Source organism: Rhodovulum sp. P5, assembly GCF_002079305.1.
GTDB lineage: Bacteria > Pseudomonadota > Alphaproteobacteria > Rhodobacterales > Rhodobacteraceae > Rhodovulum.
In genome coordinates this window covers 199,007-218,965 of sequence record NZ_CP015039.1, presented here as the reverse complement: position 1 = coordinate 218,965, position 19,959 = coordinate 199,007, and the positions used below count along the sequence as shown (strand labels likewise).

The 19,959-nt window shown below is 62.8% G+C and carries 28 protein-coding genes; 23 read left to right on the top strand and 5 right to left on the bottom strand.

All coding sequences use genetic code 11. From position 1 onward, the window contains the following. Positions 1-42: 42 nt before the first annotated feature. From RGUI_RS01125 to rpsF, 4 genes are all read right to left on the bottom strand, one after another. Positions 43-573 (bottom strand): HD domain-containing protein, encoded by a 531-nt coding sequence (locus RGUI_RS01125; RefSeq protein WP_172841050.1) that lies wholly within the window; start codon positions 571-573, stop codon positions 43-45. A gap of 241 nt (positions 574-814) precedes the next feature. Then, positions 815-1,444 (bottom strand): 50S ribosomal protein L9, encoded by a 630-nt coding sequence (gene rplI / locus RGUI_RS01120; RefSeq protein WP_081531370.1) that lies wholly within the window; start codon positions 1,442-1,444, stop codon positions 815-817. Between the two features lie 11 nt (positions 1,445-1,455). Then, positions 1,456-1,683 (bottom strand): 30S ribosomal protein S18, encoded by a 228-nt coding sequence (rpsR, locus tag RGUI_RS01115; protein ID WP_081531369.1) that lies wholly within the window; start codon positions 1,681-1,683, stop codon positions 1,456-1,458. A gap of 29 nt (positions 1,684-1,712) precedes the next feature. Further along, entirely contained in the window at positions 1,713-2,072 is a 360-nt protein-coding gene (gene rpsF, locus RGUI_RS01110) for a 30S ribosomal protein S6 (protein WP_081531368.1), read from the bottom strand. A gap of 270 nt (positions 2,073-2,342) precedes the next feature. Here rpsF and RGUI_RS01105 point away from each other — a divergent pair, with 270 nt between their 5' ends. The 5 genes from RGUI_RS01105 (at position 2,343) to RGUI_RS01085 (ending at position 6,078) form a co-directional block, all read left to right on the top strand. Next, positions 2,343-2,939 carry a YceI family protein gene (locus RGUI_RS01105; protein ID WP_081531367.1) on the top strand — a complete coding sequence of 199 codons (597 nt, stop codon included), beginning with the start codon at positions 2,343-2,345 and terminating at the stop codon, positions 2,937-2,939. 62 nt (positions 2,940-3,001) lie between these two features. Next, positions 3,002-3,889, top strand: coding sequence for a glycosyltransferase family 92 protein (locus RGUI_RS01100; RefSeq protein ID WP_081531366.1), 888 nt, complete (start codon positions 3,002-3,004; stop codon positions 3,887-3,889). A gap of 84 nt (positions 3,890-3,973) precedes the next feature. Next, on the top strand, positions 3,974-4,918 hold the full coding sequence (gene fabD, locus RGUI_RS01095; protein WP_081531365.1) for an ACP S-malonyltransferase: 945 nt from the start codon (positions 3,974-3,976) through the stop codon (positions 4,916-4,918). Position 4,919: 1 nt separating this feature from the next. Further along, positions 4,920-5,657 carry a 3-oxoacyl-[acyl-carrier-protein] reductase gene (fabG, locus tag RGUI_RS01090; RefSeq protein WP_081531364.1) on the top strand — a complete coding sequence of 246 codons (738 nt, stop codon included), beginning with the start codon at positions 4,920-4,922 and terminating at the stop codon, positions 5,655-5,657. 187 nt (positions 5,658-5,844) lie between these two features. Continuing rightward, on the top strand, positions 5,845-6,078 hold the full coding sequence (locus tag RGUI_RS01085) for an acyl carrier protein (protein ID WP_081531363.1): 234 nt from the start codon (positions 5,845-5,847) through the stop codon (positions 6,076-6,078). A gap of 83 nt (positions 6,079-6,161) precedes the next feature. Here the strand turns inward: RGUI_RS01085 and RGUI_RS01080 are convergent, their stop codons facing one another. Then, positions 6,162-7,103 carry a PilZ domain-containing protein gene (locus RGUI_RS01080; protein ID WP_081531362.1) on the bottom strand — a complete coding sequence of 314 codons (942 nt, stop codon included), beginning with the start codon at positions 7,101-7,103 and terminating at the stop codon, positions 6,162-6,164. Between the two features lie 200 nt (positions 7,104-7,303). Between RGUI_RS01080 and fabF the strand changes: the two genes are divergently transcribed. The 18 genes from fabF (at position 7,304) to RGUI_RS00995 (ending at position 19,959) form a co-directional block, all read left to right on the top strand. Continuing rightward, entirely contained in the window at positions 7,304-8,566 is a 1,263-nt protein-coding gene (gene fabF, locus RGUI_RS01075) for a beta-ketoacyl-ACP synthase II (protein WP_081531361.1), read from the top strand. Next, positions 8,566-9,720, top strand: coding sequence for an endolytic transglycosylase MltG (gene mltG / locus RGUI_RS01070; RefSeq protein WP_081531360.1), 1,155 nt, complete (start codon positions 8,566-8,568; stop codon positions 9,718-9,720). Before fabF ends, mltG begins: the two co-directional genes overlap by 1 nt. A 163-nt stretch (positions 9,721-9,883) precedes the next feature. After that, entirely contained in the window at positions 9,884-10,237 is a 354-nt protein-coding gene (locus tag RGUI_RS21650; RefSeq protein WP_172841039.1) for a hypothetical protein, read from the top strand. Continuing rightward, positions 10,164-11,507: a terminase large subunit domain-containing protein gene (locus RGUI_RS01065; protein ID WP_081535911.1), complete on the top strand. Its 1,344-nt coding sequence runs from the start codon at positions 10,164-10,166 to the stop codon at positions 11,505-11,507. The genes RGUI_RS21650 and RGUI_RS01065 overlap by 74 nt, the downstream gene beginning before the upstream one ends. A 120-nt stretch (positions 11,508-11,627) precedes the next feature. Then, positions 11,628-12,803 (top strand): phage portal protein, encoded by a 1,176-nt coding sequence (locus tag RGUI_RS01060; RefSeq protein ID WP_081531359.1) that lies wholly within the window; start codon positions 11,628-11,630, stop codon positions 12,801-12,803. 11 nt (positions 12,804-12,814) lie between these two features. Further along, positions 12,815-13,057: a hypothetical protein gene (locus RGUI_RS01055; protein WP_253798712.1), complete on the top strand. Its 243-nt coding sequence runs from the start codon at positions 12,815-12,817 to the stop codon at positions 13,055-13,057. 18 nt (positions 13,058-13,075) lie between these two features. Further along, positions 13,076-13,639 (top strand): HK97 family phage prohead protease, encoded by a 564-nt coding sequence (locus RGUI_RS01050; RefSeq protein ID WP_081531357.1) that lies wholly within the window; start codon positions 13,076-13,078, stop codon positions 13,637-13,639. 42 nt (positions 13,640-13,681) lie between these two features. Continuing rightward, positions 13,682-14,869 (top strand): phage major capsid protein, encoded by a 1,188-nt coding sequence (locus tag RGUI_RS01045; protein ID WP_081531356.1) that lies wholly within the window; start codon positions 13,682-13,684, stop codon positions 14,867-14,869. A gap of 155 nt (positions 14,870-15,024) precedes the next feature. After that, positions 15,025-15,621: a hypothetical protein gene (locus RGUI_RS01040; protein ID WP_081531355.1), complete on the top strand. Its 597-nt coding sequence runs from the start codon at positions 15,025-15,027 to the stop codon at positions 15,619-15,621. Further along, on the top strand, positions 15,618-15,959 hold the full coding sequence (locus RGUI_RS01035) for a head-tail adaptor protein (RefSeq protein WP_081531354.1): 342 nt from the start codon (positions 15,618-15,620) through the stop codon (positions 15,957-15,959). Before RGUI_RS01040 ends, RGUI_RS01035 begins: the two co-directional genes overlap by 4 nt. After that, complete coding sequence (locus tag RGUI_RS01030) at positions 15,956-16,366, top strand: DUF3168 domain-containing protein (protein WP_081531353.1); 411 nt, start codon at positions 15,956-15,958, stop codon at positions 16,364-16,366. Before RGUI_RS01035 ends, RGUI_RS01030 begins: the two co-directional genes overlap by 4 nt. Before the next feature lie 21 nt (positions 16,367-16,387). Then, positions 16,388-16,804 (top strand): phage major tail protein, TP901-1 family, encoded by a 417-nt coding sequence (locus tag RGUI_RS01025; RefSeq protein WP_081531352.1) that lies wholly within the window; start codon positions 16,388-16,390, stop codon positions 16,802-16,804. Next, a complete protein-coding gene (locus RGUI_RS01020; protein ID WP_081531351.1) occupies positions 16,801-17,133 on the top strand; it encodes a gene transfer agent family protein in 333 nt (110 codons plus the stop codon). The genes RGUI_RS01025 and RGUI_RS01020 overlap by 4 nt, the downstream gene beginning before the upstream one ends. Next, positions 17,120-17,317, top strand: a complete 198-nt coding sequence (locus RGUI_RS01015) for a rcc01693 family protein (protein ID WP_081531350.1) — start codon at positions 17,120-17,122, stop codon at positions 17,315-17,317. Before RGUI_RS01020 ends, RGUI_RS01015 begins: the two co-directional genes overlap by 14 nt. Positions 17,318-17,320: 3 nt before the next feature. After that, a complete protein-coding gene (locus RGUI_RS01010) occupies positions 17,321-17,986 on the top strand; it encodes a phage tail tape measure protein (protein ID WP_081531349.1) in 666 nt (221 codons plus the stop codon). Between the two features lie 13 nt (positions 17,987-17,999). Next, complete coding sequence (locus RGUI_RS01005) at positions 18,000-18,632, top strand: DUF2460 domain-containing protein (protein ID WP_081531348.1); 633 nt, start codon at positions 18,000-18,002, stop codon at positions 18,630-18,632. Further along, positions 18,632-19,519, top strand: a complete 888-nt coding sequence (locus RGUI_RS01000; protein ID WP_081531347.1) for a DUF2163 domain-containing protein — start codon at positions 18,632-18,634, stop codon at positions 19,517-19,519. Before RGUI_RS01005 ends, RGUI_RS01000 begins: the two co-directional genes overlap by 1 nt. Further along, complete coding sequence (locus tag RGUI_RS00995; protein WP_081531346.1) at positions 19,516-19,959, top strand: NlpC/P60 family protein; 444 nt, start codon at positions 19,516-19,518, stop codon at positions 19,957-19,959. Before RGUI_RS01000 ends, RGUI_RS00995 begins: the two co-directional genes overlap by 4 nt.

Sequence of the window (19,959 nt, the reverse complement as noted above, 5' to 3'; positions counted from 1 at the left end):
AGATATGCAAGCGTTTGGGCCGTCCGTTCAGGGCGGCCCTTTTCATGTCAGGGCGGCGCGGGTGTCATCCAGCGCGCGGGTGAATGCCGTCATGGCCGCAACCGGTCGGTGGGGCAGGGCGGTGACGACCTGTTCGGCCCAGTCGAGATAGGCGAGCTTTCGCGCGGTGGACCAGTCGGTCGGCGGGGCCTGTTCGATTGCACGAACATTGCTGGTCTTGTCCGCGATCTTGATCAGGGCCGCTTGGGGCGACTTTCGGGCGGCATTGACGACCTGAAGCCGCTTGCGCTCTGCCTTGGGAAGGGTCTTGTCGTCGGTGACTTCGGCGACGATGGCAGCAACGGTTGCGCCGAACCGGTCGGCGATGTCTTTGATGTCGGTCGGCGGGCAATCTTCCACAACGTCATGCAGCAATGCGGCGGCGACGGCCTCGGGCGGTCCGCCGAAGCGTTGGACCATCTCGGCCACCTCGGCAACATGGGTAATGTAGGGCGCGGCCTCGGCCCCTTTGCGGGTTTGTCCCGCGTGCTGCGCCTCTGCAAAGGCGCGCGCACGGGCGATCAGATCGGTCATGGAAGACTCCTTTCCGGATTCGGCCGGCAGGAACGCGGAACAGATGCGCATGACGCGCATGCGTTCATCGCCGGTTCGATTTCTCAGGTTTTGGGAATGGTGCCGTATCGGCACGACAATGCTACGCCCGTGTAGACGGCAACGCAATATCGAACGCGGGCCAGCGGCCAACCGACAAAGGAAAAGGGCCGCCCCGGCAAGGAACGGCCCTTTCGGACAATCACGAAACGCGGTAGGGGCCTCAGCCTTCGCGGGGGGCCTCTTCGCGGTCGGCACGATCCTCGATCGTATCGACGAGGTTGTCGTCGTCGTCGGCCGCGCTGCCGATGTCGTCGAAAAGCTCCGCGATTTCGAATTCGGCGGCAGCTTCCTGTTCGGCGGCGAGGTCCTGGATCGATTTGCCGGACGCTTGCAGCTCGGCCTCTTCGGTCGAGCGGGCGACGTTGACCTGAATGGTCACATCGACCTCGGGGTGCAGGGTGACGGTCACGTCGTGCAGACCCAGGTCCTTGATCGGGCCGGTCAGGGCGACCTGCTTGCGGTCGACCGTGAACCCGTCGGCGGTAGCGGCATCGGCAACGTCACGGGTGGTGACAGAGCCATAAAGCGCACCGGCGTCGGAGGCAGAGCGAATCACGACGAATTGCTGCCCGTCGAGCTTGGCGCCCAGCGCCTCGGCCTCTTTCTTGGTTTCGAGGTTGCGCGCCTCAAGCTGCGCCTTCTCGGCCTCGAACCGGGCGATGTTGGCATCGTTCGCACGCATCGCCTTGCCCTGCGGCAAAAGGAAGTTGCGGGCGTAGCCGTCCTTGACGGAGACCACTTCGCCCATCTGGCCAAGCTTGGCCACGCGTTCCAGAAGGATAACTTGCATCAGACCTCTCCTTACTTCACGGCGTAGGGCAGCAGGGCGAGGAAGCGGGCGCGCTTGATCGCGCGGGACAGTTCACGCTGCTTCTTGGCCGAGACGGCAGTGATGCGCGAAGGCACGATCTTGCCACGCTCAGAGATGTAGCGCTGCAGCAGCTTGGTGTCCTTGTAGTCGATCTTGGGTGCGTTCTCACCCGAGAAGGGACAGACCTTGCGGCGGCGGAAAAACGGTTTTGCGGCCATGTTTTAGGCTCCTTGTCTCAGGCTGTTGATCAACGACGCTCGCGACGGTCGCCGCGGTCGCGGTCGTCGCGCTTCTGCATCTGGATCGACGGGCCTTCGGCGTGGTCATCGACCTTGATGGTCAGCACGCGCATCACGTCGTCATGCAGCCGCATCAGGCGCTCCATCTCCTGCACGGCGGGTGCGGGGGAGTCGGTGCGCAGGAAGGCATAGTGGCCCTTGCGGTTCTTGTTGATCTTGTAGGCCATCGTCTTGACGCCCCAGTACTCGGAATCGACGACCTTGCCGCCGTTATCCGCAAGCACCGTGGAGAAATGTTCGACAAGGCCCTCGGCCTGCGCGTTGGAGAGGTCCTGGCGCGCAATGAAGACATGCTCGTAAAGCGGCATGTTCACTCCAGTTCTGTTTTCGGGTGCGCTTCAAAGTGCGGGGCCATTCGACACCTTCCATCCCGCCCACGAGAGGCTGCACCGTTTCACGTCTTTCGGAAGGGTTCGCGCGTTATACAGAGCCGGGCCCGGAATGCAAGTCCGGCGATGGTTCCATGCCCGGCTGTTCGCATCCGAACAGGTCCTGTTGGGTGGCTTGCAATTGTCCGGAAGACCGTTGCGACGATGTCTTTCCCACGAGGTTTGAGCCAGATGAAAGGACACACGACCATGAAACGCTTTGCCATCGCCGCCGCCTGTGCCACCGCGCTTGGGGCCGGGACGCTGCCCGCCGCCGCGGAGCCGGAGACCTATGTTCTGGATTCCGGGCACAGCCAGGTTCTGTTCTCTTACCAGCACCTGGGGTTCTCGACGACGTGGGGCATCTTCTCTGGCTGGGAAGGCGAAATTTCGTTCGATCCGGACGAACCGGAAGCCTCCACCGTCGAGGTTTCGATCCCGACCCGCGAGATGTTCACCGGGTGGGAGGCGCGCTATACCCATTTCATGACCGACGACTTCTTCGGGGCGGAAGAGAATGAAATGATCAGCTTTGCCTCGACCGGCATCGAGGTGACCGGCGACAGCACCGCCCTGATCACCGGCGATTTGACGGTCAACGGGATCACGAAGCCGGTCGTGCTGGAGGCCGAACTGACGCAGGCGGGGACGCATCCGATGGAGGACAAGCCCTGGCTTGGCTTCCACGCCACGACGACGCTGAAACGGTCGGGCTTCGGGATGGGGGCCTATGCGCCGGCTGTCAGCGATGACGTCAATGTCGAAATCTCGATCGAAGCCATGCAGGTCGACGACAGCGAGAGCTGATGCATCTGGCCTGACAGCAGTCTCCCGGATAGGGTCGGCCCGATCTTGTCCGGGGGCGTGTCATGTTCTTCAAACGCAGGCCGATCACCAAACTGGCCTTTGAACCGCCTGCGCCCGATCCGGGCCGGGCGGATCTGGCATTGGTGCTGATCGTCCGGAACGAGGAACGGCATATCGGTGAATGGGCCCGTTTTCACCGGATCGCCGGTGCAGGACATGTGGTCGTCTATGACAATGGATGCACGGACGCGACGATCCCGCGGATGAAAGCGGAACTGGGCGACCGGCTGACGGTGCTGCCCTGGAACCAGAAGCTGAAGGACGCAGGTTCGGGGCGCGAGATCCACAATCAGGTGCTGGCCTATGCCCATGCGCTGCGGAACTTCGGCGGGCGGTTCCGCTGGATGGCCTGTATCGATGCCGATGAGTTCCTTGTGCCGAAGGGCGCCGACAGCCTAACCGACGCGCTGGCGCATCTTGGCGACGTGCCGAGCATTTCTCTGCCCTGGCATAATTTCGGGCGGAACGGTCACGGCATCCCGCCAGAGGGCGGCGTTCTGGCGAACTATACCCGCCGCGCCGCAGACCCGATGAGCGGGGTGCGGGGCGTGACGAATTTCAAGACCATCGTCGATGCCACGCGGGTCACCGCGCTGAAGGTCCATAGCTATGAGATCGAAGGGCAGGGCGTGACGTGGAACGACCGGCGGGAGCGGGCCAGTCTGAAGGGACGGTTCGAGCGGTCGTTCTATTCCGCCGACCATCTCCAGTTGAACCACTATTACACCCGGTCAGAGGAGGAGCTGGCCGCCAAGATCGCACGCGGGTCCAACCAGACGGTTGCGGCCAGGCGGCACGCGGCGCGGGTGCGGCGCAACGTCGCCAATATCGAGGCCGCGGAGGTCGAGGACCGGTCTGCGTTGCAATTCCTCGAACGCGCCGGGGGGTGAGACGTCCGGTCGCCGCGGCCCGCTTGTGAACGCCCGGTCGACGGGATAGACCACAGTCCAATCCGGTATGAGGGGGTAACGAAGATGCGGGCATTTGTATTTCCCGGGCAGGGGGCGCAGACCATCGGCATGGGCAAGGCCCTGGCCGACGCCTATCCGCAGGCCCGTGCCGTCTATGAGGAAGTGGACGATGCGCTTGACGAAAAACTGTCGGCGCTGATCTGGGATGGCGATCAGGCGGAACTGACGCTGACGCGCAATGCACAACCGGCGCTGATGGCGACATCTCTTGCCGCGATGGCGGCACTGGGGGCCGAGGGCGTGACCGTGAAGGCCGCCGGTTTCGTGGCTGGGCATTCGCTGGGTGAGTATTCGGCCCTGTGCGCGGCCGGTGCGATCAGTCTGGCCGATACCGCGCGGCTGTTGCGCAAGCGGGGCGAGGCGATGCAGTCGGCCGTGCCGGTGGGCGCAGGTGCGATGGCCGCGATCCTCGGGCTTGACCTTGCCACGGTCAGCAGCCTGGTGTCCGAAGCCGCGAAGGGCGAGGTGGTGCAGGCCGCGAACGACAATGACCCGGGGCAGGTGGTGATTTCCGGGCACACGGCCGCCGTGGAGCGCGCGGTGGAGCTTGCCAAGGCGAAGGGCGCAAAGCGGGCCGTCATGCTGCCGGTGTCCGCCCCCTTCCATTGCAAACTGATGGAACCGGCAGCGCGGGTCATGGCCGAGGCGCTGGTGGCTGTCGAGATCGAAGAGCCGCTGGTGCCGGTCGTGGCCAATGTGCGCGCCCGCGGCGAAACCGACCCGGCGGAAATCCGGTCGCTTCTGGTCGATCAGGTGACGGGCTCCGTCCGGTGGCGGGAATCGGTGCTATGGATGGCCAAGCAGGGCGTAACCGAAGTCTGGGAAATCGGGGCAGGCAAGACGCTTTCGGGGATCGTGCGCCGGATCGACAAGTCTTTGTCGGCGCGTCAGGTCGGCACACCCGACGAGGTGACGGCCGCTGCGGACAGCTTGAACGAAGGAGACTGAGATGTTCGATTTGAGTGGCAAGACGGCCCTTGTGACCGGCGCGTCGGGCGGAATCGGCGGAGAGATCGCGCGGGCGCTGCACGGGCAGGGCGCGACGGTGGGCCTGTCGGGCACGCGTGAGGCGCCGCTTCAGGCCCTGGCGGATGAGCTTGGCGACCGGGCGCATGTCCTGCCCTGCAACCTGTCCGACCCCGAGGCGGTCGAGGCGCTTCCGAAGGCGGCCGCAGACGCGATGGGCGGTTTGAGCATCCTCGTCAACAACGCCGGCATCACCCGCGACATGCTGCTGATGCGGCTGAAGGATGAAGACTGGCAGGCGGTGCTGGACGTCAACCTGACCGCGGCGATGCGCCTGTGCCGCGGGGCAATGCGCGGCATGATGAAAGCGCGCTGGGGGCGGATCGTCAATATCACCTCGGTCGTCGGAACCACCGGCAATCCGGGGCAGGCGAACTATTGCGCCGCCAAGGCCGGGCTGGTCGGATTTTCAAAGTCGCTGGCCCATGAAGTGGCCAACCGTGGAATCACGGTGAACTGCGTCGCGCCGGGCTTCATCGAAACGGCGATGACCGACAAGCTGACCGAGGATCAGAAGTCCGCAATCCTGGGCGCGGTGCCCATGGGGCGGATGGGAACCGCGGCCGATGTTGCCGCCGCCGTTGCCTATCTTGCCAGCGAGGAGGCGGCCTATGTCACGGGGGCCTCACTGCATGTTAATGGCGGTATGGCGATGGTCTGACGATGCCACCGGACGTGCGACCGTAAATCGTTTGCCTAACGTAAACGATGTGATATAGGCGGCGCACCATTTGCCGGGGGCTCCCCGCGCTTGATTTGCCCGCACGCCCGCGGGTCACCAAGACGGCCATTCGTGGCCAACAGCAAGAAGACGGGCACGCTGCCTGAGCAAACTATGAGGAACGAAAATGAGCGACATCGCTGATCGCGTTAAGAAGATCGTTGTCGAGCACCTTGGGGTCGAGGAAGACAAGGTGACGGATACTGCATCGTTCATCGATGATCTGGGCGCCGACAGCCTTGATACCGTCGAACTGGTCATGGCTTTCGAAGAAGAATTCGGCATCGAGATTCCGGACGATGCGGCCGAGACGATCCAGACCTTCGGCGACGCGGTGAAGTTCATCAAGGACGCCGCCTGAGGCGATCTGCCTATCGGTTATCGAGCGGCGCCCACGGGGCGCCGTTCTGCTTTCTGGGCATCCAAGATCGTATGCGCGCGGTTCTAGGACTGTCCGGAAGGCGGTTCTTGCGCAGCCGGGGCACCGTCCGGCGCGCCACTCTCAACCGGTTCCCACTGGTGTTTTTCCAGCAATTCGTCGAACGCGTCCTGGTCGATGGCATGGGCGAAGACAAAACCGACATAGTGCGGATTGGACCACGTAATCTTGCCCGGTAGCGAAAGCTCTCCGATTTCGAGCGTGTAGCGCTTTTGCGCGCCCAAGGTATCTCTGAGGTCGAGCTTGGCGCCATGTCTGCTGATGTCGACGGCCATCGTCTCGTGTATTACGTCATCGATGTGCAAGACCGCGCGCATCCGGCAGGGATGACGAACGGAATTGCGCCGGTCGAAATGCTTGGAAACCCGGCGGACCAGCCACACGATCGGGAAGATCAGCGCAATGGCTGACGCCAGCACGACGGCGACGACGACAATGTTCTCGACATCCATGACATTGCGTTCGCCGCTCACCCGGACATGGGCGGCAACCGTCACCGGTTCTTCGACCTCTGCCTTCCAGTCGGGATCCTTTTCGCATTTCAGATTCTGAATGAAGTTGCGCATGAGGGCGGACTGCGCCGACGCTATTTCCGCGTCAGGCTTCGCGGTTTTGCCATATGTTTCGGGATCGTTGATGCTGATCAGTCGTCCGCGCAGCATGCCGATGTAGCCGGAGACGATGGGCATGTCCTCTTCGAGGCCCACCATTCCCATCAGGCGGGCCAGACGCTGTTCATCCGCACCGGCGACCACGCGTGACAAGATCATGGCTTGTCTTTGTGTTTCCGGGGCATCTGGCGCATCGACGAGGGATTCCCCCTGCGTATAGATCCACAGCAGCCAGTCGTGCAGCGGGCATTCATCACTTGCCCGCGCGGGGGCACCTGCGAAAAGCAGGACGAGACCGGACATGATGAGGGCCCTGAAGGCCGGTGCGAAGGACATGTGACGCTTCAAGAAGATCCCGAATTGGACGATACAATCGTTGCGTTGGCTTAAGGAACTCTTGCACGCCGCTCTCTTTCCCGGCCGGTTTGCCCAAGGGAAAGCTGCCGGCGCGGTCGTGCCTCACTTGCCCCTGCCGGGCAAACCGCAGTAATAGAAACGCCTGAACGGGCAAGGTTGCGCGCAAGGAGGGGCTTGATATGCGTCGAGTGGTTGTCACGGGTTTGGGAATGGTTTCGCCGCTTGCATGCGGAGCCGAGGAAACCTGGAAAAGACTGATCGACGGTCAGTCCGGAATCGGGTCGATCACGCGGTTCGACGCCTCGCGCGTGGCCACCACCTATGCCGCAGAGATCCCGTTCGGTGACGGCACCGACGGCACCTTCAATCCCGATGACTGGATGGAACCGAAAGAGCGGCGCAAGGTCGACGATTTCATCCTGTACGGTATGGCGGCCGCCACCGAAGCGGTGCGCGACTCCGGCTGGGAACCCAAGACCGACGAAGAGCGCGAACGGACGGGCGTCATCATCGGATCGGGCATCGGCGGGCTGAACGTGATTGCCGATACCGCGTTGCTGATCAAGGAAAAGGGGCCCCGGCGCGTTTCCCCGTTCTTCATTCCGGGCGCCCTGATCAACCTCGTCTCGGGGCAGGTGTCCATCCGCTTCGGCTTCAAGGGGCCCAACCATGCCGTGGTGACGGCCTGTTCGACCGGCGCGCATGCCATTGGCGATGCCTCCCGCCTGATCCGTTTCGGAGATGCGGATGTCATGGTCGCCGGCGGTGCAGAAAGCCCGATCTCGGAAATCGGGATCGCCGGGTTCAATGCCTGCAAGGCGCTGTCGACCAAGCGGGGGAACGACCCGCAATCGGCCTCTCGCCCATGGGATGCGGACCGCGACGGCTTTGTCATGGGTGAAGGCGCGGGCGTTGTGGTTCTGGAAGAGTATGAACACGCGAAAGCCCGCGGCGCCAAGATCTATGGCGAGATTCTGGGCTATGGGCTGTCGGGCGACGCGTATCACATCACGGCCCCGTCGGAGGATGGCGAAGGTGGCTATCGATCGATGCAAGCGGCCCTGAAGAATGCCGGACGGACGGTGGCGGATATCGACTATATCAATGCCCATGGCACGTCGACCATGGCCGATACGATAGAACTGGGCGCGGTGGAGCGTCTGTTGGGCGACACGGCGGCGGCGACGACCATGTCCTCGACCAAGTCGTCCATCGGTCACCTTCTGGGCGCGGCCGGGGCAGTCGAAGCGATCTTCTGCATCCTGGCGATGCGCGATCAGGTTGCGCCGCCGACGCTCAACCTCGACAACCCGCCGGAAGGCACGAAGATCGATCTTGCGCCCAAGGCGGCCGTCAAGCGGAGCATCGATGTCGTTCTGTCAAACTCCTTCGGGTTCGGCGGGACGAATGCGACGCTCGTCATGGGGCGCTGTGAAGTCTGATGTGGCGGTCGGTGGCGTCCAACGCGATCACGTTGTTCATCGTCGTGTTGCTGTTGGCCGCGGGGCTGGTGATCTGGGCGCAGCGGCAATATGCCGATCCCGGGCCGTTGGACGCACCGATCTGCCTGCGGGTGGAACCGGGATCGACGATGACACGCGTTTCCCGGCAGCTTGACACCCAGGGTGCAATTGGCAGTCCGACGATCTTTCGCCTTGGCGCGAACTACAGTGAGAAAGCGGACCTGCTGAAAGCGGGGAGCTTTCTTATCGGGCCCCACGCGTCGATGGAAGAGATCGTCGATACCATCACGCGCGGCGGGCGGTCCACCTGCGGGACAGAGGTCAACCTGCGCATCGGGATCGTAAGTGCAGAGATCGAGGTTCGCGAACTGGACCCGGCCACGGGCCGTTATGTCGAGATGTCCTCTTTCGACCCACGGGACGAGGCCGCACCGTCCGACTATGAATCCGTCAAGACCGAACCGGACCTGCGCTATCGGGTTACGCTGGCTGAGGGTGTCACGAGTTGGCAGGTTGTCGACTCCCTGACAGCGGCCGATTTCCTGTCGGGCGACATTGACGGGTTGCCCGCCGAGGGGACCTTGCTGCCTGACAGCTATGAGGTGACCGCGGGCACCGACCGGAACGACCTGATTTCCGAGATGCAGGCCCGCCAGACTGCGGTTCTGGATGTCCTGTGGGAGCGGCGGGCGGATGGGTTGCCGATCACGACCAAGGCCGAAGCCCTGATCCTTGCCTCTATTGTCGAGAAGGAAACCGGTGTTCCGGAGGAGCGGCGACGGGTTGCAAGCGTCTTTGTGAATCGCCTGAAGAATGGGATGCGTCTGCAAACCGATCCGACGGTCATTTATGGGCTGACAAAGGGGCAGGGGATCCTTGGCCGCGGGTTGCGTCAGAGCGAGCTGCGCTCCAACACGCCTTGGAACACCTATGTCATCGATGGTCTTCCGCCCACGCCCATCGCCAACCCCGGGCGCGCCTCGATCGAGGCGGCGCTTAATCCGGAAGACACGAATTTCCTTTATTTTGTGGCAGATGGCAGCGGTGGACATGCCTTTGCGACCACGTTGCGAGAGCACAATGACAACGTCGCCGAGTGGCGCAGGATCGAAGCACAAGGCCGGAGCGACTAGGGCAACTTTCGCCTTAACCCATTGTTAAGAATAAACTTCTTGACTCTCCGCACGGTCTGACGTATACATTGTGCCAAGCTGGAAGACATGGGTAAAGCGGCACGGAAGCGATTCCGGGGCCGCTTTATTTTTGTCTGCGCGTGGTGGGCAGGACATTCAGGCAATGACAGACACAAGCGCCAAGGCTGGCGGTGAGGCTGCGGCATGGGCGGTCCTACAGGAAGCCGAGGAACATTACAGGCGGGCCATACGCGCCCTTCATGAAATCATCGAGGAGATCGAGGAAGGCAAGTCGGATCGGGCCCGGATGCTTCGCGGGGCGCTGTCCGATCTAAGCAAGGCGTCGCAGACGGCTTTCGAGGAAAGGTTGAGAGTTGAAAAGAAACTCAACGCAGAATCTGGCGGCGCCGCAAGCTACACGCTCGACCTCGCCGCTGCGCGGGCTGAGATCGGGAGCAGACTGGATCGCCTCCGTTCCACTCGACTATCAGACCTCCTTCCTGAGCGATCTGGATGACGCTCAAATTCTGGCGTTACCTTATGTTTTCGAATTCTGGGCGCTGCCGCACCAATTGCCGCCCGAAGGGGATTGGCGAAGCTGGGTGATCCTTGGCGGGCGGGGTGCCGGCAAGACGCGGGCCGGTTCAGAATGGATCCGGTCGCAGGTGGAAGGGCCCCGTCCGACGGATCCCGGGCGGGCCAGCCGTGTCGCACTGGTGGGCGAGACCATCGATCAGGTTCGCGAAGTGATGATCTTCGGGGAAAGCGGCATCATGGCCTGTTCTCCGCCCGACCGGCGCCCGCGTTGGGAGGAATCGAGACGGCGCCTTGTCTGGCCGAACGAGGCGCATGCCAAGGTGTTTTCGGCCCATGACCCGGACTCGCTTCGGGGGCCGCAGTTCGAAGCGGCCTGGGTGGACGAGTTGGCAAAGTGGAAGAAGGCGGAGGAGACATGGGACAACCTTCAGTTCAGCCTTCGTCTGGGCGACTCTCCGCGTCAGTGCATTACGACGACGCCGCGAAACATCCCGTTGCTGCGGTCGATTCTGGAGAATGACGGGACGGTGGTCACGCATGCCCCGACCGAAGCGAACCGAGCCAACCTGGCGCCGTCCTTCATGGAAGCGGTCCGTGCGCGCTATGCCGGGACGCGGCTGGGACGGCAGGAGTTGCAGGGCGAGTTTCTTGAGGAGTCCGAAGGTGCCCTTTGGACGCTTGGCGCGATCGAGACGGTTCGGATCGACAAGCCACCGCCGCTTGACCGGATCGTGGTCGCCATCGATCCGCCGGTCTCCGGCCATTCCGGCTCGGACGAATGCGGGATTATCGTGGCGGGCGCCCAGATCCGCGGATCGCCGCAGGAATGGCGGGCCGTCGTACTTGCCGATGCGAGCCTGCAAGGTGCGGCCCCCACGGCATGGGCGGAAGCGGCGATCACGGCGATGGAAACCCATGGCGCGGACCGTCTGGTGGCCGAGGTGAACCAGGGTGGCGATCTTGTCGAGACGCTAATCCGGCAGATCGACCCGATGGTTCCGTTTCGCGCCGTTCGTGCCACCCGGGGCAAGGTCGCCCGCGCCGAACCGGTGGCTGCCTTGTACGAACAGGGGAGGGTTCGGCATCTGCGGGGCCTTGAGCGGCTTGAAGATCAGATGTGCCGGATGACGGCCCATGGATACGAGGGCAAGGGAAGCCCGGACCGGGTCGATGCCCTTGTATGGGCAATTCACGACCTGCTGATCGCACCGGCCGCCAAATGGCGCCGGCCCCGCGTTCGCGGCCTTTGAACTGAGACCGATCACCCGTCTGGGCGCCGACCGAACGCCCTGACGCACCCGCAGGGAGCGGGTTCTTTTCGCGTGCCGTGAGGGCGGCTTGCGAAAGCCAAAAACGGAGGATCCTTGCGTATGAAATTCAGCTTCTTCAACCGACCGGACAACGCCGCGCCCGAGGCCAAGGCGTCGGCAACCGGCCCGGTTATTGCGTGGTCCGGCGCCGGGCGTGTCGCGTGGAGCCCACGGGACACCGTGTCCCTGACACGCACCGGCTTTACCAGCAATCCGGTTGGGTTTCGCGCCGTCAAGCTGATTGCCGAGGCCGCGTCGGCCCTGCCGCTTGTCTGCGAAGATCAGGACGCCCGATACGACACCCATCCGATTGTCGATCTCATCCGGCGCCCCAATCCGGCACAGGGCAAGGCCGATCTTTTCGAGGCCCTGTATGGCCAGCTTCTGCTGTCGGGGAACGGGTATCTCGAAGCCGTGGGCGGCGACAGCGGTTTGCCCTTCGAACTCCATGTTCTGCGTTCGGACCGGATGAACATCGTCCCCGGCGCCGATGGCTGGCCCATCGCCTATGAATATGCCGTGGGCGGCCGGAAGCATCGGTTCGACATGACGAGCCTCTTGCCACCGATCTGTCACATCAAGACCTTCCATCCCCAGAACGACCACTACGGTCTGTCGCCGATGCAGGCGGCGGCCACGGCGCTTGATGTGCACAACTCGGCGTCCCGCTGGTCGAAGGCGCTTTTGGACAATGCGGCGCGGCCGTCGGGTGCCATCGTCTATCACGGAACCGATGGTCATTCGACCTTGAGCGACGAGCAATACACCCGGCTTCAGGATGAGATGCTCAGCTATCACCAGGGTGCTGCGAATGCCGGCCGGCCGATGCTTCTTGAAGGCGGTCTGGACTGGAAGCCGATGGGGTTCTCGCCCAGCGACATGGAATTCCAGAAGACGAAGGAAGCGGCGGCGCGAGAGATAGCCACGGCGTTCGGTGTGCCACCGATGCTGTTGGGCATACCAGGGGACGCCACTTACGCGAACTATCAGGAGGCCAACCGCGCCTTCTATCGCCTGACGATCGTGCCCCTCGTGTCGAAGGTCGCAACGGCGATTTCCGATTTCCTCGGCCGCTTCAGTGGCGACGGGGTGAGCCTGCGGCCGGACCTCGACCAGGTTCCGGCCCTGGCGGCCGAGCGAGACACCCACTGGCGGCGGATCGCAGAGGCGGACTTTCTGACTGAAGACGAGAAGCGGAGGCTCCTGGGTCTGCCCAAGCGACCGGAGGAAAGATGAAGGTTGGACAAGTGGCACCTGAAAGATCCGGATCAAGATTTCTGTATGCGCCATTCGAGGTGGCCCATGCGCGCATCGAGGCCAGCGAAAGGGTCATGGATGAGCGCTGGACTGCTCTCGAATACCGGCTGAAGCGGATCGAAGAGATGCTCGACCAGATCGAGCGGCGCATGTGGCTGACAGTCTACGGGATTGTCGCCGTCATTCTGGCCGAAGGCGTGGCGTCGATCCTGACGGCGATTTCCGAAGGCTAGCACAACAAGGAGTCTTCCATGGCAAAATTCGACCACGGGCCCGGGCTGGAACGAAAGTTCTGTCAGCCCGACGGTCCGCTTGCGCTGCGTGAAGGGGCACAGATCCAAGGTTATGCGTCGTTGTTCGGCGCGGTCGACGGGGGCGGGGATGTCGTCCAGTCGGGCGCCTATGCAGCTTGCCTGAGGCAGATGTCGGCCGATGGGCGGCGTGTGAAAATGCTTTGGCAGCACGACCCGGCAGAACCGATCGGAATTTGGGACGAGGTGCGAGAAGACGAGCGGGGCCTGTTCGTGAAGGGCCGGATCCTGACGGATGTGGCCCGCGGACGAGAGGCAGCCGCGCTTGTGACGGCGGGCGCCATCGACGGGCTGTCCATCGGGTACCGCACCAAGCGTTCATCAAAGGATGCAAGCGGGCGGAGGCTGCTTGCGGAACTGGAGCTTTGGGAAGTGTCGCTTGTCACGTTCCCGATGCTTCCCGATGCGCGCGTGGGCGCCAAGGCTGAGGACATGGCCGAGGCGCTCCTGCGTGAGATGGCGGATGCTTTCGACGGGGCCCGCCGCGTGCTGGCCGAGGGATGAGCCCGAAGGCGCGTCAGGACCGATTTCTCAAGGGAAAGAGACATGAACGAGACCGAGACCAAAGCTGACGGGGGTCACGCACCCGCGGCGGAAGTGAAGCAGGCACTGAGTGGTTTTCTGAGTGAGTTCAACGGCTTTCAGGCCGACATCAAATCCAGGTTGCAACAACAGGAAGAGCGACTGACCATGCTGGACCGGAAATCTCAACTGAACGCGGCGCGCCCGGCGCTGTCCCATGCCGCCGATATCGAACTGCCGCACAAGAAGGCGTTCGCGGCCTATCTTCGGAACGGGGACGACGATGCGCTTCGCGGGCTTGAGCTGGAAGGCAAGGCGATGTCCTCGGCCGTGGCTGCGGATGGCGGCTACCTTGTCGATCCCGAGACCGCCGAGGCGATCAAGTCGGTTCTCAAGTCCACGGCTTCGATCCGCTCGGTCGCTCAGGTCGTGACGGTCGAGGCGACGAGTTTTGACGTGCTTGTCGATCACTCCGACATCGGGTCCGGCTGGTCGTCGGAAATGGCCAACCAGGTGGAAACCGACACCCCCCAAATCGAACGCGTGACTATCCCGCTGCACGAACTCAGCGCCATGCCGAAGGCGAGCCAACGCCTGCTGGATGACAGCGCCTTCGATATCGAGGGTTGGCTGGCCGCGCGCATTGCAGATCGCTTTTCCCGCGCCGAGGCTGCGGCCTTCATCAACGGTGACGGTGTCGACAAGCCCAAGGGTATCCTGACGCATCCGCAGATTCCGGAGACCTCCTGGGCATGGGGGAGCCTTGGCTACGTGGCCACGGGCACCGATGGCGACTTCGACGCGATTGCCCCGGCCGATGCCATTCTCGACCTCGTCTACTCGCTTGGTGCCCAGTATCGCGCGAATGCGAGCTTCGTGATGAACTCGAAGACCGCGGGCACGATCCGGAAGATGAAGGACGCCGACGGTCGCTTCCTGTGGACCGACGGTCTTGCCGCCGGAGAGCCGCCGCGGCTGCTTGGCTACCCGGTGCTGATTGCCGAGGACATGCCGGACATCGCCCCTGATGCGGCCGCAATTGCCTTCGGTGATTTCCAGTCGGGATACACCGTGGCCGAACGCCCTGACCTGCGGGTGTTGCGCGATCCGTTCTCGGCCAAGCCGCATGTCCTGTTCTACGCGACCAAGCGCGTCGGCGGCGATGTAAGCGACTTCGATGCCATCAAGCTGCTGAAGTTCTCGGTGTCCTAACCCAGGGACCCGGGTCGAATGCCGCGCCGCATGGAGCGGACGCGGCGTGACGCGCGCCGGATATCTGTTGGACGGTCCAGCTGTTCCCTCCGTCAGGGACGTCCGGTCCGGCGCGCGTCATCCCCAGCGCGGGGGGCAAGCGGAGACAACTCGACATGATGCTTATTGAGCGGACCACCGTGGCCACGGAGGCGCTACCCTTGCTACGGTTCAAGGAGCATTTGCGCCTTGGAACGGGCTTCGCCGACGACGGCAGTGAAGACGCGCTGGTCGAAGCGCTGCTGCGGACAGCGATTTCAGCCATCGAGGGGAGAACGTCGAAGGTTCTTCTTTCGCGCTCTTTCACCTGGGTTGTCAGCGCGTGGCGCGGTCTTGAGCGCCAGGAACTTCCCGTGGCACCGGTTTCGTCGATTTCGGCCTTGCGACTGGTCGACCCTGTGTCCGGAAACAACGAAATCGCGCCCGAACGATACCGCCTGGAACGGGACGCCCATGCTCCTTGTCTTTTTTGGCGCGGCGGATTTCTGCCCTCGCTTCCGGTTGGGGGCTCCGCTGAGATCGATTTCGACGCCGGGTTCGGCAGCGCGTGGGCGTCAGTACCCGAAGACCTGGGCCATGCGGTGTTCTTGTTGGCCGCGCATTACTACGAACATCGCGCTGAATCGTCTGCGGCCGAGACGGGCATTCCGTTTGGCGTCTCGGCCCTTGCGGATCGCTGGCGCCACATTCGCATAGGCGGGGGCCAAAGATGAAGCGGACGCCCTTTCTCAACCGACGCTTGCACCTTGAAAGCGCCCAGCGGGTCCCTGACGGGTCGGGTGGCTTTGTGGTGACGTGGGAAGCCTTGGGGTCGCTCTGGGCAGAGGTGACAGCGTTGCACAGTACCAAACGTGCGGGCCCCGAGATCACCGTTGCGCGCCAGTCTTTCCGGATCGTCGTTCGCAGTGCGCCGGTCGGCGCACCGTCACGACCCGAGCCGGGGCAACGTTTCAGGGAAGGAAACCGCGCCTTCGTTATCCGGTCTGTTGCCGAACTCAACGCCAGGGGCCGCTACCTGTCCTGCCTTGCTGACGAGGAGATCTCGATATGAGCTATGGCGCTGCAGCTGCCTTGCAGGCTGCGATCTATCAGCGGCTGACGACGGATCAGACTCTGAACGCGCTTGTCGGTGACGCGATATTCGACATGCCCCCCCAAGGTGAGCTGCCCACGACCTATGTCAGCCTCGGGCCGGAAGAGGTTCGCGACGCATCCGACAAGACCGGTTCCGGGGCGCTGCACCGCGTGACGATTTCCGTCGTCTCCGATGCGGAGGGTTTTGCAACCGTCAAGGCCGCCGCCGCCGCGATTTCGGACGCCTTGACCGGTGACATGCTCACGCTGTCCCGCGGACGCCTGATCGGTCTCTGGTTCGACCGTGCAAAGGCCCGGCGGGTCGGTTTCGACGACCGCCGGCGCGTGGATCTGCGTTTCTCGGCGCGGATCGAAGACAACTGATCTGAAGATAGGGAGAACGCAATGGCGGCTCAGAATGGACGAGACCTGCTGATCAAGCTCGATACAACCGGACAGGGCGATTTCGAGACCATCGCAGGGATGCGGGCAACACGGATCAGCTTCAACGCGGAACAGGTGGATATCACCAGCATTGAAAGCGAGGGCGGGTGGCGCGAACTTCTGGCAGGCGCCGGGGTCAAATCGGCAACGATATCCGGTTCCGGCATCTTCAAGGATGCTTCGACAGATGCCCGTGTTCGACAGGTGTTTTTCAACGCGCAAATGCCGCGCTATCAGGTCATCATTCCCGATTTCGGAACTGTCGAGGGGCCGTTCCAGATCGGATCGCTGGAGTATTCCGGCAATCACAACGGCGAGGCGAGCTATGAACTGACGCTGGCGTCTGCCGGTGTGCTCAGCTTCACGGCGTTGCCATGACGAACCCCTATGCAGGCGAGGTTGCGCTTGTGATCAATGGCGAGCGGCGCGTTCTGAAGCTGACCCTTGGGGCCTTGGCCGAACTTGAGGCCGCCCTGGGTGCCGAAACACTTGTCGAACTAATCGAAAGGTACGAGGGTGGGCGTTTTTCGACGCGAGACGTGCTGGCCCTGCTGCTGGCGGGCTTGCGGGGGGGCGGTTGGCAGGGCTCCTCCAATGACTTGGCCCGTGCAGACATTCCCGGCGGTGCCGTCGTGGCGGCGCAGGCGGCCGCGCAACTGCTGGCACGGGCATTCACGATCCCGGAGTTTCCAGATGAGCAGGTTTGACTGGCCGGCATTGATGCGTGCCGGGTTCAGGGAACTTGGACTTAGGCCAAGGGAGTTCTGGGAACTGACACCCGCCGAGTTGATGCTGATGCTCGGGGTTTCGGGCAGGACTGCAACGATGGGGCGCGCGAAACTTGAGGAGTTGGCGCGCGCCTTTCCCGACGAGCCCGGAACAGAGGGGTAAGCGATGGTCAGCGCAGAGGATTTCGACACGTTCGAAGCGCAGATTGAAGCGCTGGAGGACACGCTTTCAGGCGCACATGAAACAGCCGCGGTTTTCGGCCGCGAACTGGAAAACATGCGAGAGAGTCTGACACTGACGAACCGGGAGGTGGGAACCTTGTCGCGTTCGGTTGGACGGGGGCTCAGAAACGCGTTCGAAGATCTTGTGTTCGATGGCCGAAGGCTTTCGGACGTACTGGGCGACGTCGCAGGCTCGATACTGAACGCGGCCTACTCGGCAACGGTCACACCGGTCCAGAGCCATTTGGGCGGTCTGGTTGCCAGCGGGCTTGAAACCCTGATGAGTGCTGCGATCCCACATGCCAGCGGTGGGGCATTCACCCGAGGGCGAGTGATCCCGTTTGCCAATGGCGGCATCGTCAACCGCCCAACCCATTTCGCCATGGCCGGCGCAACCGGGCTTATGGGGGAGGCGGGACCGGAAGCGATCCTGCCTCTTACGCGCGGCGCCGACGGCCGGCTTGGCGTTCGAAGCGACGGGAACGGGGGGCGGCCCGTTCAGGTGGTGATGAACATCACGACCCCTGATGTTTCGGGCTTTGCCCGGAGCCAGAGCCAGATCGCTGCGGATATGGGCCGCCTGATCGCGCGTGGGCAACGTAATCGTTGATGGAGTAGAGCCGATGGCATTTCATGAAGTGCGGTTTCCCGCGCCCCTGAGTTTCGGTTCAGCAGGCGGACCCGAGCGCAGGACGGAGATCGTGACGCTTGCGAACGGGTTCGAGGAACGCAACACACCCTGGGAACATGCGCGCAGGCGCTACGACGCGGGCCTCTCCATTCGCTCCCTCGAAGATGTCGAGGAGGTACTGGCCTTCTTCGAAGCACGCCGAGGAGAGTTGTACGGGTTTCGCTGGAAGGACTGGGTCGACTACAAGTCCTGTCTTCCCAAAGAAGAAATCGCATTCGATGATCAGGTCCTTGGGTCAGGCGACGGTGCGTCTCGCGCATTTCAGCTTTGCAAGACCTATGTTTCAGGCAGTCATTCCTACGTTCGCCCGATCGTGAAGCCGGTCCCGTCAACGGTGAAGGTTGGCGTAGGTGGCTTGGCCCTGATGGAAAGCGTTGGGTACGACGTGGACTATGCCACCGGGCTCATCACATTGGCTATAGCACCAGCCGAGGGGGAACCGGTCACGGCGGGTTTCGAATTCGACGTTCCGGTTCGTTTCAACACCGACCGGATCCATGTGTCCGCGGCCAGCTTCCAAGCCGGAGAGATGCCCTCCGTTCCAGTGGTGGAGCTGAGGGTCTGATGGGTGTATCGCCGCAGTTGCAAGCGCATTTGGCAAGCGGGACGACAACCCTTGCACGGGCTTGGGCCATTACGCGCCGGGATGGCGTTGTACTCGGGTTCACCGATCATGACCGGGCCCTTGAATTCGACGGTATCACGTTTCGGGCCGACACGGGACTGAGTGCACGTGCCTTGTCGCAAACGACCGGGTTGTCGGTCGACAATACCGCGGCCGCGGGCGTGCTAAGCTCTGACGCCATCAAGGCCGAGGATATCGCTGCCGGGCGCTATGATGGCGCCAGTCTTGATACCTGGCTGGTAAACTGGGCAGACGTTTCGATGCGAGCCCTTGTTTTCAAAGGATTCATCGGTGAGATTTCCCGACATGGGGACGTGTTCGAAGCCGAGTTGCGTGGGCTTTCAGAACGATTGAACCAAGCAAACGGTCGCGTTTATCAAAGGCGCTGTTCTGCCGGCTTGGGCGACATGTCGTGCGGATTCGACATCGGGCAGAGCGGCTTTTCAACAGAGGCGGTAGTTCATTCGGTGGAAGCCAGCCGCAGCCTGCATTTCGAGAACCTGTCCGGGTTCGAGGATGGCTGGTTCGAGCATGGCCGCGTTGACATCTTGTCCGGCCCCGCCGAGGGGTTGACGGGAGCCATTAAGGCGGACCGGGTCTTGGATGGGATCCGTACCGTTGAACTCTGGTCGGAAATCCGTGCGCCTATGGAGGTCGGCGATCAGGTTCGCCTGATTGCGGGATGTGACAAACGGAGTGAAACCTGCCGGACCAAGTTCATGAATTTTCAGAACTTTCGGGGGTTCCCACATATTCCCGGCGAGGACTGGCTCATGAGCGTCCCGACACGCTCCGGCGTGAATGACGGGGGCAAGCTCAAGTCATGACTGATATCGGCAAGCGCGCGCTTGATGAGGCGCGACGCTGGATCGGAACACCCTATCATCATCAGGGATCGAAACGCGGGGCCGGGGCTGATTGTCTCGGCCTTTTGCGTGGTGTCTGGCGGGCACTTTACGGGGCCGAACCGCAATCCATTCCAGTCTACACCCCTGACTGGTCGGAACCGCAAAGAGACGAGGTCCTGCTGCGCGCGGCGCAGCTTCATCTGGTGCCAAAGAAAACAAGTGCTGCCGCAGAGGGCGATGTGATCCTCTTCCGAATGCGTGATGGCGGTATTGCAAAGCACTTGGGTGTGCAGGGGCGCCTTGGGTCCGGGCACAGCTTTGTTCATGCCTATTCCGGGCATGGCGTTGTCGAGAGTCCGCTGACCGCCCCTTGGGCCCGCCGTATCGTGGCGCGCTTCGCATTCCCCGAAAGGACGTAG

What these genes read in the sequence shown, in the direction of transcription:
- RGUI_RS01125 (WP_172841050.1), bottom strand. Translation starts at nt 573, where the DNA reads ATGACCGATCTGATCGCCCGTGCGCGCGCCTTTGCAGAGGCGCAGCAC.
- rplI (WP_081531370.1), bottom strand. Translation starts at nt 1,444, where the DNA reads ATGCAAGTTATCCTTCTGGAACGCGTGGCCAAGCTTGGCCAGATGGGC.
- rpsR (WP_081531369.1), bottom strand. Translation starts at nt 1,683, where the DNA reads ATGGCCGCAAAACCGTTTTTCCGCCGCCGCAAGGTCTGTCCCTTCTCG.
- rpsF (WP_081531368.1), bottom strand. Translation starts at nt 2,072, where the DNA reads ATGCCGCTTTACGAGCATGTCTTCATTGCGCGCCAGGACCTCTCCAAC.
- RGUI_RS01105 (WP_081531367.1), top strand. Translation starts at nt 2,343, where the DNA reads ATGAAACGCTTTGCCATCGCCGCCGCCTGTGCCACCGCGCTTGGGGCC.
- RGUI_RS01100 (WP_081531366.1), top strand. Translation starts at nt 3,002, where the DNA reads ATGTTCTTCAAACGCAGGCCGATCACCAAACTGGCCTTTGAACCGCCT.
- fabD (WP_081531365.1), top strand. Translation starts at nt 3,974, where the DNA reads ATGCGGGCATTTGTATTTCCCGGGCAGGGGGCGCAGACCATCGGCATG.
- fabG (WP_081531364.1), top strand. Translation starts at nt 4,920, where the DNA reads ATGTTCGATTTGAGTGGCAAGACGGCCCTTGTGACCGGCGCGTCGGGC.
- RGUI_RS01085 (WP_081531363.1), top strand. Translation starts at nt 5,845, where the DNA reads ATGAGCGACATCGCTGATCGCGTTAAGAAGATCGTTGTCGAGCACCTT.
- RGUI_RS01080 (WP_081531362.1), bottom strand. Translation starts at nt 7,103, where the DNA reads ATGTCCTTCGCACCGGCCTTCAGGGCCCTCATCATGTCCGGTCTCGTC.
- fabF (WP_081531361.1), top strand. Translation starts at nt 7,304, where the DNA reads ATGCGTCGAGTGGTTGTCACGGGTTTGGGAATGGTTTCGCCGCTTGCA.
- mltG (WP_081531360.1), top strand. Translation starts at nt 8,566, where the DNA reads ATGTGGCGGTCGGTGGCGTCCAACGCGATCACGTTGTTCATCGTCGTG.
- RGUI_RS21650 (WP_172841039.1), top strand. Translation starts at nt 9,884, where the DNA reads ATGACAGACACAAGCGCCAAGGCTGGCGGTGAGGCTGCGGCATGGGCG.
- RGUI_RS01060 (WP_081531359.1), top strand. Translation starts at nt 11,628, where the DNA reads ATGAAATTCAGCTTCTTCAACCGACCGGACAACGCCGCGCCCGAGGCC.
- RGUI_RS01050 (WP_081531357.1), top strand. Translation starts at nt 13,076, where the DNA reads ATGGCAAAATTCGACCACGGGCCCGGGCTGGAACGAAAGTTCTGTCAG.
- RGUI_RS01045 (WP_081531356.1), top strand. Translation starts at nt 13,682, where the DNA reads ATGAACGAGACCGAGACCAAAGCTGACGGGGGTCACGCACCCGCGGCG.
- RGUI_RS01040 (WP_081531355.1), top strand. Translation starts at nt 15,025, where the DNA reads ATGATGCTTATTGAGCGGACCACCGTGGCCACGGAGGCGCTACCCTTG.
- RGUI_RS01035 (WP_081531354.1), top strand. Translation starts at nt 15,618, where the DNA reads ATGAAGCGGACGCCCTTTCTCAACCGACGCTTGCACCTTGAAAGCGCC.
- RGUI_RS01030 (WP_081531353.1), top strand. Translation starts at nt 15,956, where the DNA reads ATGAGCTATGGCGCTGCAGCTGCCTTGCAGGCTGCGATCTATCAGCGG.
- RGUI_RS01025 (WP_081531352.1), top strand. Translation starts at nt 16,388, where the DNA reads ATGGCGGCTCAGAATGGACGAGACCTGCTGATCAAGCTCGATACAACC.
- RGUI_RS01020 (WP_081531351.1), top strand. Translation starts at nt 16,801, where the DNA reads ATGACGAACCCCTATGCAGGCGAGGTTGCGCTTGTGATCAATGGCGAG.
- RGUI_RS01015 (WP_081531350.1), top strand. Translation starts at nt 17,120, where the DNA reads ATGAGCAGGTTTGACTGGCCGGCATTGATGCGTGCCGGGTTCAGGGAA.
- RGUI_RS01010 (WP_081531349.1), top strand. Translation starts at nt 17,321, where the DNA reads ATGGTCAGCGCAGAGGATTTCGACACGTTCGAAGCGCAGATTGAAGCG.
- RGUI_RS01005 (WP_081531348.1), top strand. Translation starts at nt 18,000, where the DNA reads ATGGCATTTCATGAAGTGCGGTTTCCCGCGCCCCTGAGTTTCGGTTCA.
- RGUI_RS01000 (WP_081531347.1), top strand. Translation starts at nt 18,632, where the DNA reads ATGGGTGTATCGCCGCAGTTGCAAGCGCATTTGGCAAGCGGGACGACA.
- RGUI_RS00995 (WP_081531346.1), top strand. Translation starts at nt 19,516, where the DNA reads ATGACTGATATCGGCAAGCGCGCGCTTGATGAGGCGCGACGCTGGATC.